The following is a 14,530-nucleotide window of genomic DNA, read 5'->3' as shown; positions in this document are numbered from 1 at the left end:
TAATAGCTAAGCTAAATAGATAGCTAAACAAACAGATAAACAGTCAAAACGCAAAAGCCATCGATTATAGAGTCGATGGCTTTTTTATTGGTTACGATTCGGCTCGCTAGTGAGCTATTCGTTTTTGGCCGGATTACGGTATTCGGTGAAAGTCGCGTCTTAAAAGGCGTTACCCGTTTCGCAAGCAGAGCTTGGTGCCATCGAACTTCAGTTTTGCCAATAAGTGTTTGGCGTTAGCTCGGCCAATATCATCAAATTCAACACCGTATCGAGCGTAGTGCGTCGATTTCTGTAGATTGCAGACGATGCCTCGCAATGGCGGAATCAGTGGTCCGTTGTAGTTCTCAGGGGTTATCTCAATAGACACTCGATCTGCAATCTGAATCGCACGAGAGGTCGGTGAGGTCACGAAACGACAACCACTTTTCGATAAGTCTCTTATCTCACAGTTTGCTCGCTGGTCGTTGAAGATTATTCTTGAAGCCAGATTCACTTCATAGCGTGTTTCTTTACGCAGCTGAGTCACTTGCATCGTGCTTGGTGTTGAAAGTACAAGAATAGGGAAGGGTTCACCAATCTTATGATGAATTTGGCTTCTAAAGTGGATAAGCGCGCCTTCACCTCGTAGAGAATACGCACGAGCAGTCATCCAAAAACCTTCTTGAAAGAAAAAGTTCAGATCTTCATTGGATACCTCGGGAACCTCAACCACAATACAGTTATCACTGTGCGTACCGATAAACTTGGTGGTGGCGAGAAACTTCGTACCAACGGGAGTCGAGACATTTAATGTCAGCTCACTGCCGTGCTCAATCATGGCCAGTGCATCGGTGCTATTGATGGTGGAAACGGTGCGATTACGAGGGTCTTGAAGTGCCTGATTATGCTCCAAAGGCTTCTTCAGGGGTGCGTTCATTATATGTTCTCCATGCGCCAACATGCGTCTGTTAGTTATATTGGTAACTTGCTAACAAGGGGTTATTACGTGCTAGATTAAGTGGACGTACTCACATAGATTTATAGAGTGCCTTTTATCATTGCTGATTTTATATTAAGCCGATTGCACTGAATTATTTGCTGTGTTTGTAAGTACTTAGTTTTATTTATATGCACTTGCGTTAGTCTATTACAAGGAACTCATACTTCAAACTTTTATTGTTTGTCGTATCAATTATTTGCAGGAGTTGAGAATGCAGGCAGTAAAATGGGATCAAGAAGTGAACCAGATCACGGTAGAGCTAGAACCCAACCAGTTCGCGGTCGTTAAGTATCAAAAGGACGGAGATGTACTACATATCACGTCGACACGCATTCCAGATGAACTGCAAGGCAAGGGCTTTGGTAAGGTGATGATGGAGTCGGTATTGCCTGAAATCGAACAAGCGGGCTTCAAAATTGTGCCGGTTTGTAGCTATGTGGTTCACTACATGAATAGGCAGACACAGTGGTCACATCTTCTATCCGATAAAGCATAACAACGAGTAATATGTCTCAATCAATATCGTCGAATAATCGAGCTCAAGCTACAGCAAGCTCAAGAGAAAATCAGCTTTATCAAAAAATAGCGACCTCATTGGGTTGTCATGAAGGATTTGATGTCCAAGTGATTCAACGCCTATGGGGTGGATATGGCGAGTTAGTTCGCTTGGTCTTTTCTCAAGCAAGCCGTGCTGAACTCAAGAGTGTGATTGTTAAACATGTCGCGTTGCCAGATAAAGCTGAACACCCCAGAGGCTGGAACACCAAACTCTCTCACCAACGAAAGGTACACTCTTACCAAGTGGAAACGGCTTGGTATCAGTCGTTCACCCAACAATGGGATGAGCGCTGCCCTGTACCTGTTGGGCTGCAATGTGAACTAGAAGAGAATGAGTGGCTAATTGTGATGCAAGACTTAGCGGATATAGGTTTTCCGTTAACCTCTCAGTTTGATGTGCTTGCTGCTTCTGACTATCAGGCATCTAGTTACACACGAGAAGAGCAAAAACAACGTAATGCTTGCCTTAAATGGCTTGCTAACTTTCACGCAAAGCACATCAATATCAATCAAAAACAGTCATCATCATTGTGGCAAGTTGGCACATATTGGCATCTAGATACACGTCCTGATGAGCTCAATGCCTTGGCTGATTTACCATTGAAGAACCAAGCCAAGCACATCGACCGTTTACTCAAAGAGTGTCCATATCAAACCTTAGTCCATGGCGATGCCAAGCTCGCTAACTTTTGTTTTGATTCGGAAAGCGAGCGCGCAGCTGCGGTCGATTTCCAATATGTGGGTCTCGGCTGTGCGATGAAAGATGTGGCTCTGTTTATGAGCAGTGCGGTGAGGCCGCAAGATTGTGCAGAGCTTGAATCAGAAGTACTAGATGCTTACTTCCAGCACTTGAAAGAAGCATTAGCGCACTATCAACCACAGCTTTCATTCGATGTGGTAGAAGCCACATGGCGGCCAATGTTTTACGTGGCGTGGGCCGATTTCCAACGCTTCGTAAAAGGCTGGAGCCCTGAGCATTGGAAGATTAATCCTTATACTGAGCAGTTGACGTTACGAGTGCTCACTCAATTAGACGAACAGGAGTCCGTCAATGTTCGATAGAACCGCGAGCTGGAAAACGCCGCAAAACTTTTTATTACTGATTTCGATTGTTGTACCTATCGCGTTTTCGAGCTGGATGGCTTTGCTTAATAATTTCGTGATCGAGAAAGCGAACTTTGATGGTGCGGATATTGGCTTACTGCAAAGTGTGCGTGAGATCCCGGGCTTCTTGGCGTTTACCGTGGTGTTTGTGTTGGCATTCATTCGTGAGCAACGCTTCATGTTGATATCGCTGGCGATGCTCACTGTGGGCACCGCGATTACCGGTTTATTCCCTTCATTGACAGGCCTTTTGCTTACCACTATTTTGATGTCGACGGGTTTCCACTATAACTAAACCGCAACTAAAAACGTAAATGTCAATTCAGAAAAAAAACCATAAAAACCAAGATTTAAATGACACACATACCTTGACGGCCATTCTTTCCCCTACTAATTTTATTGATATGTCATAAAAAATAATCGTAAATGTTGGTTGCATGACAAATTTAAAGTTTTTCCGCTCAAAGAAGTCAAACGGCAAGACTATGTTTGCTCTTTTGGACGACTCCCATTTCCCTGGAGTTGAGCGGACTCTATTCATCCACTCTATTAAAAGTGGATCGGACGCATCTAACGAAGCCAGAGTGTATGCTCTTTCCCATTTTCTTAAATTGATGTCACTAATGAATGTTGATGTTGAGCGGCTTGTTTCGTGCGGTCAGTTACCGTCATTATGGCAAATAAACTTGTATATATCGGCATCTAAACTTAGAGCTGTCGATGCTGGACATTACGTGGTTAGCCGAAGTAACTCGCAAGGCAGTGTGCGATCTTTAGATTTTAGCGAAAAGCAACTTCATCAGGTTATGTATAGCGGAAGCAATAAGAGCTTGAAGCCGATAGGTTCTGAAGCTTTCAATCGGCGTATTGATATCGCTTATCAATACTTACAATTCGTTTTTAAATATCACATCAAAAAACCAACTATTGAGCAACAGTACAACCTAGAGGATATCCTTAACAAATTGCGTAATTCTAAGCGTAGACGCTCAAAAGCGCATGCTCATGCAAGCGTCCTGAAACAACCGCTTACAGACAACCAATTTGATCAACTTGTCGAAATAATCAAACCTGACAACCCAAACAACCCTTTCCAAAAAAGTAAGCTGAGGAATTTTCTTATTATTTGGGTAATCATTGCAACAGGACTCCGGCGTTCTGGTGTCGCTAAAATAAAGATAGGCGATTTCGACTTTAGCGGCGATTGCAATAAATTGTACATGAAACGTACTCCTAATGACCCTAGTGATTCTCGTAAGCGCAGCGCAGCACATAAAACTCGTGAGCACATAGCGGTTCTTCCATCTGAACTAGTGCTTGATATTAAAAAGCATTACGACAACTCAAGATTGAGATTTGAGGCAGCAGGTGAGCATGAGTTTGTTTTTGTAGCGGAAAAAAGTGGCCGCAATCACAGCGCTGGAGTTCCTTTATCACTTAACTCGTACAACAAAATTTTTGAAAAGCTGACAGAGGTTCTTGGGTTCCATATCCACCCTCACCGCCTTCGCCATCACTGGAATAAGGACCTCGACGATATTGCAAAAGCCAACAACCTCAATGCTGATGAAAAAGAAAAGATGCGAAAGGAGGGCATGGGCTGGTCACGGAATAGTCAAATGGGACAATTGTACGCGAGACTTGAAACAGTTAAGAGAATGGGAGAGGTGAATTTGCAGCACCAGAAGGAAATGTACGATGCCAAGAAGTAGACAATCAATTTCGATTAGTCAGCGCCTCAATGAAGAAATCGCTCGAAAAGGCAATGAAGCAATTTTTACCACAATGGATAAAAATACCGGGCATTGTTTTGAAAATAATATTTATGCAGATAAATGGAAAACAGGAAGCGGATATAGCGCTAAAGACTTCGTGCCTATCTCTATACTTGATGAAAGCGAGCTTACATTCGATGAACAACTAGTCGTTAGAGAAACATTATCAATGTTGGCTAGTAAAGGAATGTATGTGTTAAACATGCTTTATGCCATAGTTCTCATCCCGCTTAAGAGCCTCGATATTGAAGGTGTAACTTCGGCAGTTGAAGGCTCTTCTGCTCTTTCAAAAAAAATCCACCTTAGAGCATTTTTTTCTTCACTGGCGCGTCTAAACCCCCGAAAGTATACTCACGTAAACAACGCCTTGAAAGAATACAGTCTTAAGCGTCCCAAAAGAGATCCTTGGGATATTCGAACAGGCTCATTAAGCAGCTACGAAATGACTGATTTAGTCATAAAGCTTAATGATTGGGCATCCGTAGTTCTTGATGAGAGTCGCTTTCAAAACTGGCGAAGCGGTTTTGGAAAAGGAGCTGGGAGCATTACTTACATAGGTAAGTTAAATCAATTTGTGGGATTGAGGCTTGCAATAAATTACCACCTGAGACCAGAACAAATACGCATAATCAAATGGTCTCACTTCACCCAGAATAACTTCGAATCTGCGCCGTTCCTTTTCAATGGAGAAGGTTATTTCTTTCCTCGCTACGTTAAGCAAAAAGATGATGAACCAGTAAGGCCTGTAGCCAGCCCATTTCCGGTCTCTCTTGAGTTTTCTCAGGAGTTAAAAGTCTTTTATGAAAAATATTTCGCCCTATTAAAGCAGAGTGTCCACGAGTCATCTTTTGACATGAGTGATGATGAAATAATCGCATTAATGATTGAACTTCCGCTCGTTATTAATGAAGTGCTATTCAATGAAGCAAAGAAATACGAATGCAAGCATGCATTTGTTAAATCTGTTAAAAATACATCTTGGTTTATGAGTCAATCATACGCAATGAGGTTGATTGCTGGAACAATAGCCACTCTCAGACCGTGTTCTGACAGACTCCCTGATAGTGAATATACCGTAAACTCAAGAAGGCTAAGGCATTACGCTGGTACTGTTCAAAGTGCCGCAGGAGTGCCCGTAGAACAGATTGCCGCATCCTTAACGCACTCCACTTTAGATGCTGTGAAACAAAGTTATATAGATATCCCCCCAGACGTACAGGCTGAAATAGATAACAAGCGAACAGACTCAGGCTTTCTTGTGGCTGCTGCAACTGGCGTATTTGCCGAAGAACTAAGAAAGCGTATATCTAACAGTATTGAAGAGAATGAGGCAGCAATTGAAGACCTAGATGCTGGGGAGTTAGGAAAATCAGCCTCGCTACCTATGTGCAAAGGGTGCTCTCAAACTAAACCTATATCGTGTTATGGATGCCATAGCTTTAAGCCTTTAGCAACAGGCAATCACCGACATTTTTACACGATAGTAAAGGCTAAGCATAAGGCCAAAAAAAAGGCTGGTTATACTGGTCTCCAGTTAGCGATGCTAGAGCATCAGATGCATAAAATAGCGGCAACAATACATTATTGCGATCTGGCTTTAAAGGCTCTTAGCAACAACGAATAGGTGTATTGTAAATGATAAATCACTATGAGTCAGCGCTTCAAAAATTCATAGAAGAACAAAAAAACAAACCGTCTCATTTTTTTGCCGTAAAGGATGCAGAGGATTCTACTCAAGCAACGTGGAGCGATATGTTCTTCTTCCATGAAGCTGGAAACCTCAAGAGACACAGCGTATCTATTTTCAATAGATACTTATATCCAAACGAAATGATTAAGACACACAAGCAGTTCGCTCGGCTTACTGAAAAAGAAAATGCTCTTTTTCATTCTTATTATCATGATATTTGTAAAGCTTTGACCGTATTTATCGAGGAGAAGAGGAAGAAAGCGGGTTATCACTTCGTGCCTAAAGAGCATTGCCACTATTTCCAAAAATGGATTGGGTGGATGCAGGAAAAGAGTTTAAAAATTTATCAATATACGCCATCTAAGCATCGTGATTTTATGAGTTGGCTTATGGATGGCTCATTAAAACCTAATTCAGAATATGTCGAAGAGAGCAAAATTCTGGCGGCAATAAAAACATTGCAGTCTGTCGGTGCAATTGATGACCTTTTACTGTTCAAGCCTTTAGCTTCAGTCGCACCAGATCGCACCCTTGCAAAAGTGTCGAGGAGGTTAAATAAAAAAATGCCCTCCGACGAAGATATTGCTGTAGCACTATCTATTTTTCAGAAAATCATGCCAGAAACCGATCAAGAAATAGATATTTATGAAAATACCAGAAATAGATATGTTGCTAGTGCTTATATGCTTAGTCTTGCGGCCACACAGCGATTTGCTGCGGAAAATCCCTACCTTACTATGCATTCACTATCCAGCAGAGAGTCTAGTGATGGTCAAGAGGTTTATAATTTAACCTTCCCTGGATCAAAAGGTTTTGGTGTAAATAAGAAGCATGTTCATGGTCCTCTAATTCCATTTGTTGAAAAAGCTATTCATTTTCTAATCCAATCTGGCGCACCAGCTAGAGCTTTGACCCGTTATTATGAAAACCAAGACTTACCCGCGAACAATATTTTATTTGGGATTAAAATAGACGATTGGAAAGGCGTTGATCCTGAAAAACCTCTTGACTTATGGACGTTGGGCAGTTTATTGGGACTATACGAAGAGCTTCCTGAAAGCGTCACTTCTCATTTAAAAAAGATAAAAGGATACCCATTCAGTGTGGACTCTAAAGCCCCTTTCCAAAGTCTGTCACAAAAATTTGCTTTACTGGGGCTTACTATTGGTGATTATAAAAATCCACGAATTAAACGCATCACTGCTGCTGAAACCCCCAAACAACTTGAACAAGAGTTTATAGCTCATTTAAAGAAGATGCGCCCTAATTTCCCCTACCGGCTTCATGCTAACGGCAACCTAGTCTTACTAAAGGATGCGCTTACTATATTTACTGGCCGCCAATTGAACTCTAAAGGTTCGTGGCCGCTCTCCACATCGATTTTTGCAATTGACTCTACTGAATATGCTGGAGTGTTTAGAACCGCTATATCTCAATGTAATCATTGTAATGCTGGACTATTTTTTACATCCAATGGCTATTCCGCAGAAGTATATGGGATAACCCCTCATATGATCCGGCACTATAGCAATACGATTTATCAAGAGTCTGAAGTTAGTGACGAGCATATCGCAATTGCTTCTGGGCGCGTAGATATAAGAACTAACGCTGACTATGATCACTTAACTAATGACGAAATCGCATTTAGAATGTCGAGGCATACCGACCAAGATAAGGATTATTCCTACATACACTCAAATGTGATCACAGCCAATGCGTACCAAGAGCTTACAAAAAGGGCTGCAACAGATACGGGAGTTGGGCTTTGTTTGCAGGACTTATCCGAATCACCTTGCACCCATTTATCGGACTTCAAATATCATTGCGCTGACTGTACAAAAGCAGCGTTTTGCAAAGGTAGCAAAGCTGCCATTACTGCTATGAAAAGTGATATAGCTCAACAAGAGATGTGGTTAGAACAGGTTATTGAAAAAAAGAACCTTCATAAGAGTGAGTTATCTAAGCTTCAATTTATGGAAAAGACCGAAAGCCTTGCATTTTATCATGAATTACTTGGACTAATGATGTCTCCCGAGATTGAAGATGGAGCTTTAATTCGTTTTATGGGGTTTCGAAAGACCAATATCCGTTTTGAATTATATGACATCACTAAACGGATTAGCCTTGGTGAGATAATTAGAAAATTACCTGATTTCAAACAGGAGCTTAGCGATAAGATTGATGAATTGTCTAAGATAGAGAGCAAACCGAAGAGCGTTTTGACTGACTTTCTGAAAAGCAAAGGTATATCTACATGAGTGCTAAAGCCTTAAATAAAGATGAAGTGATGAAGGTGAGAACTCTTATTCACAACTGGACTGGCGCAAAGTTTACCTGGAATGCGTTACTTGAAGCGATTTTTAATGATTTGGGTATTAAAGTAACAAAAACCACCATTATCAATACATACCCATCAATTTATTCAGATTTTAGATTTAAGAAAAATCAAATTCGAGGAGTGATTCTAACTGATGACTCATCGATTACATCAAAAGACATCAATGAGGTGAAAAAGCTTCGTGAGGAACTTGCTCGATGCCGCGCAGAGCGAGATATCTATAAAAGTGATTATGAATTAGCGCAAGAGATGATCGAAAGAGTTATTGTAAATGCCTCCAGTTTTCCAAACTTGAATGTCTCATGTTTATTCGAAGAGGTGGATTAGCTCAATGGCAAACGGACGGCAGAAAGCACAATAGAACATTTGAACTTGAATCTACTTCAAAAAACAATTGACTGTTGGCTTCGCGCAAGTTTAGCCAACAGTCAATTGCCCCTTAGCAAAGCGCTATAACTACTTTTTTAGGACGGTATATGAAAGAGAAAATCGATAAAAATACAATATTGCTTATTCAGATAAACAAGGCATGCTCGCTATACCTGAAAAAAGAATACATATGTTCTCTTACTTTAGCTGGTAGTGCTGAAAGTTTGAGTGAGGGGTTAGTGGAAGCAATAAACTCAAAGCCTTATAGTACTTTCTTTGTTATGTTTAAGCGTTTCAAAGCAGAATGGCGTAAAGAGGATACCCCTAAAACGAATATCATTCTTCGAGAAAGGAATTGGTCTAGGAACATAATCAAACACCACGACAAGGGTGAGGAGACAATGATCGATATTGATCTTCAATTCCAAAGCTTCATTGTTCTAAAGTCATGCTTGGAGAATTATCGGAAGCTTGGTTTTCAGCCAACACCTGTCATGCGTCAGTTTGAAAAAGTAACACGTGATTTTGGTTAAATCGTAATCATAACAAACGTTGAGGGCTTCAAGATACATTGTCTAATCTAAATCTCGCATGTGAGAACCAATACTCTAAGATTCTTTTGTCCAAAGACGTGCTGACGCCGATCTCGGCAAACACGTATTTGCCCGTTTTCAAGTTAGAACCAAAGCTATCCTCCAAGCCGTATTGTGAATTTTGACTTACTAGAGCTAATCCTTTAGGACGTGGTGTTTTATACAGATTGTGTCCGTAGTTCCTTCTCAATTGGTTTAACACAATCACACAACATGTTGATACTTGTTGAGTTTCATAATGAGCGAGCGCAAGATAAGCTGATTCAAAAAACGGAAATGTTCCGTCTATAAAGCATTCGGCGAATAAGTTCAGTAGGAGTGTATATGGCTGTTTGGGCATTTAGTAAGGTTGACGATTCAACAAATAGATCATTGGTGTTTGAATCTGTTCGAAATGGTAAATCTAGATTTGGTTGGTCACAGAGAGATGAACATAACTTATTGCTAGAGCAATGGTCAGACTGGCATTCTAAACAACAATTCTTACTAGAAATTCAACCGAATGATTGGATCGTTCATATAAACACTCCCGAGTGGGGACAGTGCACTGCTGTAAAAGTAGTTGGTACTTATGAATTTGATGAAGGGGTTAAAAGTACACATGGTACTGACTTTAGACATTCAATTCCTGTAGATTCAACGACTATATGTGTATTTTCTAGACGAAATGACAATGTCTTACCTTCCGTAAACCTACGACCTAGAAGTAGGTATCACCGAGTGTACGAAGAGCAAGATTTTCATCAATCCATTACTAATTTACGAAACAACAGCGTTGACTTGAGTCGAGAGTCAAAAGGTGAGTTTTACCTTAAAGAAAAGACGAAAGCATACCTTGCTGAAATTACGTCTTCGATACAACAAATGAACAAAAGTAAGGATTTAGAGCTCTACTTAGCGAAAGTATTTCGCAAAGTAGAAGGCGTTGTCGATGTTAAGGATAATGGGTCTGGTTGGGGGACTGATCATGGTGCCGATCTAATCGTCACGTTCAAAAACCTAAACTTTGAAACCAAAGTCGTAGTTCAAGTGAAGTCGTTTGAGGGAAGTCATTATTCTCTCGAAGCTGTCTCACAAATTGAAGAGGCGATTAAAGTTTATGAAGCGAATGCTGGGATTATAATTACAACAGCTTTAAGCACAGAAAGCTTAGAAGCTTCAGTGCAGAGTTTGAGCGACAAAATAGGTAAGCAAATAGATTTAATGGCAGGTGAAGACGTCGCTAGGTTTGTTTTGAAGTACGCACCTGAAATGGTATTCAAAGTTTAAAATTAGCCATACAAGGCGCTAAAGACAGACTAACGGGATTTAAGGGGATCATATTAATGGGCAAAGCAAAACCAGTGACAATTGCAGGGCAGTTATTTAAGAAACAAGGAGACGCGATAAGCTACTTCACCGATCAGAAGGAAGAACAGCTATCAAGCGGATTAATTCAGGCGGGAGAGCTATATGAAGCACTCAAAGATGTATATGTAAGATACTGTGATAACTCACCTGGTTATGAGCTAAATGGTCGTTTAATTACAGCTTTCAGTGTTGCTTACGAGAGACGTCAAAATAATGGGGTATGGGTAACACACCCTTGTTATAAGGTTCATTTCTCCAATGACGAGATAAGACCATTTTCTATCGCTAAAGCTGTTAGATCTGTAGCTAAAAGTGCTTAACGGAAAGTCATATTAAGAACCGTTATATTTGGCATTTTGTAACACGATAATGCCCCAACCCTTCACAGAAGCCGTAAACGGAACATCTGATCAGTACACCAATAGACCAAGTTAATCTAATCCGTGCTTTGTTCTCTTATACGGAATTTTTTCGTAATTCGCCCCCACAACTATATGCCGATTCACATAACAGGTTGATACCAGTTGAGTTTCATAATAAATGGCAGCAACATAGACGGAATGCAAAGCCGGAAAAGTCCGTCTACAAAGCGTTAACTGGCTAGGATGAATATGGAACATATTGTAGAAATTATAAAAGCTTTGGCGTGGCCAGTTGCCGTCGTGTGGCTGGGCTATTTATTTCGTGCGGAGGTAAGAGGGTTGTTAGCTCGTCTTACTGCTCTAAAACATGGTGAAACTGAAATTAACTTTAGTCTTGATTTGCAACAAGCTGAACAGAAGGCTTCTGAGCTAGAACAGACTAAAGAGGTGGTTGGTGAGCCAACACCAGAGGAGTTAAGCCAGAAGGAAAGACTCTATCGCTTGGCTGAAATTTCTCCACGTGCAGCTATTGTCGAGGCTTGGACGCTAATTGAAATTGCGGCAGTGAAAAATGACCTAACCACTGGCACTACAATAAAACGTACTAACCCGAAGTTAATACTCGAACACCTTGCAAGCACTGGAAATTTCAGCCCGAATAGCCTCGAAGTAATTAATAGCCTTAGACAGCTTCGTAATAAAGCTAGTCATTTACCAGATTTCGCCATCTCTCAAGATGAAGCCGAGCGCTATCTTGACTTGGCATTGAACAGTGCCCATGCAATCGAGAGTATCGCCAGTTAACAAATTGCTCAAGTCGACAGCTAACGTTTGGCGAATTTGGTTGAGTTAAGTCATTGAGGTGTCTTTGCTTGAGTGTCGTGGTCGTTAGCTGCAACTTAGCAAGGCTATGCATTAGGAGGTAAAATGGCGACAATATTTGCATTCGTTAAGTTATTTGAGAAGAAGGAACATGCAGAAGATTTCGTGAACGGGAAATTGTTCATGAATACAATTAAATCATTTAAAGAATATCGAGATGAATCAGGCGAGTTAAGAGGTGATGATCATGAAGGCATCATTGCTATGTATCAGCCTAGTCAGCTTGGCGAAATAACTTTTGGTGAAATTTCAATTCCATCTTCCGAACTAGCCGCCCCGATTGTTGTTCATGGTGACCATTTACTATCTCAAAATGTGTTTTGTATTTATTCATTAAATAGTCGGGGTCATGAATATATTTCTGCTGACACGATTAAAGAGTTTAGAACGACCCTAGAGCTACATGAGTCATGTTTTGGGCTAGGAAAGTATTGTGTTGTTGTACTCAATGTGACTGAGTTTATAAATCGCTGTGAGGTAGCTATCGAAACTCTAGGTCTTGAAGGAAATTTGGGGTTAGTGGACTACTTTAATGAGCATGAGTTCCATGGCCCGATGCCAGAAGATAAGTTGGGTTATCAAAAACGTAGTATGTTCAGAGAGCAACGAGAGTATAGAGTTAAGATCGATACTCAGAGAGAAAAGCCAAGCCCGTATACCTTGGAGATTGGGGATTTATCCGATATTACAATGCTTACAACTCCCGCTGAATTTAACGAGAAACTAGAAATTAAACTGCCAGATGGAACAAATTCAACAATGCAATCAAGGTGATGCATTTTACTCGGCAATTTTGGTTTGAAGTTCAGTGTGCTTGGCTAGATCAGAGTTGGCACACCTTATTGCGGGCGTTACTTTTCCATACGTGAGCTAATCCGTTACATTCTAATTTAGTAATATAACTGACTCGGTTTTGATTGATAACGTGCCTTGAATCGGAAGAAATGTGTGCTTGCACGGTTTTCAACTAGAAACTAGAGCCAATCTGAATTATATTCATATTTTTCAGTTGGTTAGGAAAGGGGGTGAGGTATGCTGAATATATTAATTCGTGCTAGCACGATATTAAAATGTTATGTGCTTAAAGCTTCCCCTTTAAATTCAGATAAATAACCACATATTATATGTGGTGATCATATGGTTTTAGAACAAAGGGGAATCTTATGCTGTCTTATCACGAAAATGGTAGTAAAGCTTGGAGCTTAGGTGTTGGTTATCACCCTAACGGTAGAAAAGCTTGGAGTTTAGGTGTTGCATATCATGCAAACGGTCGTAAAGCTTGGAGTTTAGGTGTTGGATATCATGATAACGGCAGAAAAGCATACAGTTTAGGTGTTGGCTACCATGCTAATGGTAGAAAGGCATGGAGCTTAGGGTGTGGTTATTATCCAAATGGACAACGCTTAGGAAATGTCGAGCAAATAGAAATACCGCTTGGTGAAGGTATCAAGCTTGTTTGTAGCCGAGATAAACCAAAGCTATATGTATATGGCAAGCAAGTAGTGTGATATTGAGTTGATTGTACACACATAACAATCTGTTTAAGAGTGATTCGCAACGCTTGGCATTTTTGCTATTCTATGCGTTGCGTTTAGCGTTTAAGGTGGTATGCGGCGGCTTCGGTATTGCGTTGCTCACACCTTAACAGGGCGTTAGCACTTTAAGTCATAATCCGAGGTAGTATGCGAAAAGAAATTCCTGCTCCAATAATCGCTGTACTGTCAGACACTCTATACAATATTGAGTCTCATGCAGGTTTAGATAATCTATTTTTGTATGCTGATGCTCCTGGTGACCCGCCAGAGGGATCTAAGCCAGTTAAAACCCAAGCTTGGTTACGCCGTATAAACAAAGAATCAGAATTTCCACTAAAAGTATTAGGGAAACTGATTGAAACATATATGGAATTGCCGGAAGAGGAGGACAACACTAAAGTCCTTTGGGGTGTAAATATTGTAGATCAGAAACAAGAGCTTAAAGTAAAGCTTCAAGCGGTTTTAGATAGGTGTAATTTAACTTATTTAACTGGTGGTATTATTTCTGATGGTAGTTCAGCACCAAGTAAATCACTATCTGAGTTAATTAAAGGTAGAGATATCCCATCAATTGAAGCTGAATTTAACCGAGCATTAGACAACGTTAACTCTGAACCAAGAGAAGCTGTTTCAGCTGCTTGCAATATTCTCGAATCAATTTTTAAAGTTTATATTGCTGACGAGAACTTGCCTCAGCCTCAAAAACAAGACCTTCAAAACGTATGGAAAGTTGTAAGGTCTGACTTAGGGTTTGATACTAAGCTTGTGCAAGATGATGACCTTAAAAGAGTATTATCCGGTATTTTGTCAATTGTTGACGGTATTGGTGCTTTTAGAACTCACGCAAGCTCAGCTCATGGTGAAGGTCGTAAAACTTATAAACTTAAACCAAGGCACGCTAGGCTAGCTATACATTCGGCACATACACTTGCGCTATTTGTTCTAGAAACATGGGATGAGAAGCGCGGTAAATAAAGTGCTAACAAGGCGCTCAA

At 40.6% G+C, this 14,530-nt stretch carries 14 protein-coding genes and 1 pseudogene; 14 read left to right on the top strand and 1 reads right to left on the bottom strand.

Going from position 1 to position 14,530, the window contains the following annotated elements:
- Window positions 1-169 precede the first annotated feature (169 nt).
- Window positions 170-916: a flagellar brake protein gene (locus MSG38_RS08440; RefSeq protein ID WP_017065025.1), complete on the bottom strand. Its 747-nt coding sequence runs from the start codon at window positions 914-916 to the stop codon at window positions 170-172.
- A gap of 274 nt (window positions 917-1,190) precedes the next feature.
- Between MSG38_RS08440 and MSG38_RS08435 the strand changes: the two genes are divergently transcribed.
- The 14 genes and pseudogenes from MSG38_RS08435 (at window position 1,191) to MSG38_RS08365 (ending at window position 14,510) form a co-directional block, all read left to right on the top strand.
- Complete coding sequence (locus MSG38_RS08435) at window positions 1,191-1,475, top strand: GNAT family N-acetyltransferase (RefSeq protein WP_048611915.1); 285 nt, start codon at window positions 1,191-1,193, stop codon at window positions 1,473-1,475.
- Window positions 1,476-1,486: 11 nt separating this feature from the next.
- On the top strand, window positions 1,487-2,599 hold the full coding sequence (locus MSG38_RS08430) for a phosphotransferase (RefSeq protein WP_248401604.1): 1,113 nt from the start codon (window positions 1,487-1,489) through the stop codon (window positions 2,597-2,599).
- Window positions 2,589-2,930, top strand: a pseudogene (locus tag MSG38_RS08425) (MFS transporter); the annotation flags it as partial. The gene MSG38_RS08430 and the pseudogene MSG38_RS08425, both read left to right, overlap by 11 nt.
- A 148-nt stretch (window positions 2,931-3,078) precedes the next feature.
- On the top strand, window positions 3,079-4,353 hold the full coding sequence (locus MSG38_RS08420; protein WP_248401603.1) for a site-specific integrase: 1,275 nt from the start codon (window positions 3,079-3,081) through the stop codon (window positions 4,351-4,353).
- Window positions 4,340-6,040 (top strand): hypothetical protein, encoded by a 1,701-nt coding sequence (locus tag MSG38_RS08415; protein WP_248401602.1) that lies wholly within the window; start codon window positions 4,340-4,342, stop codon window positions 6,038-6,040. The genes MSG38_RS08420 and MSG38_RS08415 overlap by 14 nt, the downstream gene beginning before the upstream one ends.
- An 11-nt stretch (window positions 6,041-6,051) precedes the next feature.
- Window positions 6,052-8,364, top strand: a complete 2,313-nt coding sequence (locus MSG38_RS08410) for a hypothetical protein (RefSeq protein WP_248401601.1) — start codon at window positions 6,052-6,054, stop codon at window positions 8,362-8,364.
- Window positions 8,361-8,771 (top strand): hypothetical protein, encoded by a 411-nt coding sequence (locus MSG38_RS08405; RefSeq protein ID WP_102501600.1) that lies wholly within the window; start codon window positions 8,361-8,363, stop codon window positions 8,769-8,771. The genes MSG38_RS08410 and MSG38_RS08405 overlap by 4 nt, the downstream gene beginning before the upstream one ends.
- 149 nt (window positions 8,772-8,920) lie before the next feature.
- The gene (locus MSG38_RS08400) at window positions 8,921-9,346 is read left to right on the top strand and encodes a hypothetical protein (protein WP_248401600.1); all 426 of its coding nucleotides are present in this window, start codon (window positions 8,921-8,923) and stop codon (window positions 9,344-9,346) included.
- Between the two features lie 384 nt (window positions 9,347-9,730).
- A complete protein-coding gene (locus tag MSG38_RS08395) occupies window positions 9,731-10,675 on the top strand; it encodes a restriction endonuclease (protein ID WP_248401599.1) in 945 nt (314 codons plus the stop codon).
- Between the two features lie 56 nt (window positions 10,676-10,731).
- Entirely contained in the window at window positions 10,732-11,076 is a 345-nt protein-coding gene (locus MSG38_RS08390; protein WP_108167992.1) for a hypothetical protein, read from the top strand.
- Between the two features lie 291 nt (window positions 11,077-11,367).
- The gene (locus MSG38_RS08385) at window positions 11,368-11,922 is read left to right on the top strand and encodes a hypothetical protein (RefSeq protein ID WP_248401598.1); all 555 of its coding nucleotides are present in this window, start codon (window positions 11,368-11,370) and stop codon (window positions 11,920-11,922) included.
- A 123-nt stretch (window positions 11,923-12,045) separates the two neighbouring features.
- Window positions 12,046-12,774, top strand: coding sequence for a hypothetical protein (locus MSG38_RS08380; protein WP_248401597.1), 729 nt, complete (start codon window positions 12,046-12,048; stop codon window positions 12,772-12,774).
- A 389-nt stretch (window positions 12,775-13,163) separates the two neighbouring features.
- Window positions 13,164-13,508, top strand: coding sequence for a YadA C-terminal domain-containing protein (locus tag MSG38_RS08375; RefSeq protein WP_248401596.1), 345 nt, complete (start codon window positions 13,164-13,166; stop codon window positions 13,506-13,508).
- Window positions 13,509-13,682: 174 nt separating this feature from the next.
- Window positions 13,683-14,510, top strand: coding sequence for an abortive infection family protein (locus MSG38_RS08365; protein ID WP_248401595.1), 828 nt, complete (start codon window positions 13,683-13,685; stop codon window positions 14,508-14,510).
- Window positions 14,511-14,530 lie beyond the last annotated feature (20 nt).

Source organism: Vibrio sp. 1CM24A, from assembly GCF_023161725.1.
Taxonomy (GTDB): Bacteria; Pseudomonadota; Gammaproteobacteria; order Enterobacterales; family Vibrionaceae; genus Vibrio; species Vibrio coralliirubri.
This window is presented reverse-complemented; position numbering and strand designations above follow the sequence as displayed.

What these genes read in the sequence shown, in the direction of transcription:
- MSG38_RS08375 (WP_248401596.1), top strand. Translation starts at nt 13,164, where the DNA reads ATGCTGTCTTATCACGAAAATGGTAGTAAAGCTTGGAGCTTAGGTGTT.
- MSG38_RS08400 (WP_248401600.1), top strand. Translation starts at nt 8,921, where the DNA reads ATGAAAGAGAAAATCGATAAAAATACAATATTGCTTATTCAGATAAAC.
- MSG38_RS08390 (WP_108167992.1), top strand. Translation starts at nt 10,732, where the DNA reads ATGGGCAAAGCAAAACCAGTGACAATTGCAGGGCAGTTATTTAAGAAA.
- MSG38_RS08420 (WP_248401603.1), top strand. Translation starts at nt 3,079, where the DNA reads ATGACAAATTTAAAGTTTTTCCGCTCAAAGAAGTCAAACGGCAAGACT.
- MSG38_RS08440 (WP_017065025.1), bottom strand. Translation starts at nt 916, where the DNA reads ATGAACGCACCCCTGAAGAAGCCTTTGGAGCATAATCAGGCACTTCAA.
- MSG38_RS08430 (WP_248401604.1), top strand. Translation starts at nt 1,487, where the DNA reads ATGTCTCAATCAATATCGTCGAATAATCGAGCTCAAGCTACAGCAAGC.
- MSG38_RS08365 (WP_248401595.1), top strand. Translation starts at nt 13,683, where the DNA reads ATGCGAAAAGAAATTCCTGCTCCAATAATCGCTGTACTGTCAGACACT.
- MSG38_RS08435 (WP_048611915.1), top strand. Translation starts at nt 1,191, where the DNA reads ATGCAGGCAGTAAAATGGGATCAAGAAGTGAACCAGATCACGGTAGAG.
- MSG38_RS08380 (WP_248401597.1), top strand. Translation starts at nt 12,046, where the DNA reads ATGGCGACAATATTTGCATTCGTTAAGTTATTTGAGAAGAAGGAACAT.
- MSG38_RS08415 (WP_248401602.1), top strand. Translation starts at nt 4,340, where the DNA reads ATGCCAAGAAGTAGACAATCAATTTCGATTAGTCAGCGCCTCAATGAA.
- MSG38_RS08410 (WP_248401601.1), top strand. Translation starts at nt 6,052, where the DNA reads ATGATAAATCACTATGAGTCAGCGCTTCAAAAATTCATAGAAGAACAA.
- MSG38_RS08395 (WP_248401599.1), top strand. Translation starts at nt 9,731, where the DNA reads ATGGCTGTTTGGGCATTTAGTAAGGTTGACGATTCAACAAATAGATCA.
- MSG38_RS08405 (WP_102501600.1), top strand. Translation starts at nt 8,361, where the DNA reads ATGAGTGCTAAAGCCTTAAATAAAGATGAAGTGATGAAGGTGAGAACT.
- MSG38_RS08385 (WP_248401598.1), top strand. Translation starts at nt 11,368, where the DNA reads ATGGAACATATTGTAGAAATTATAAAAGCTTTGGCGTGGCCAGTTGCC.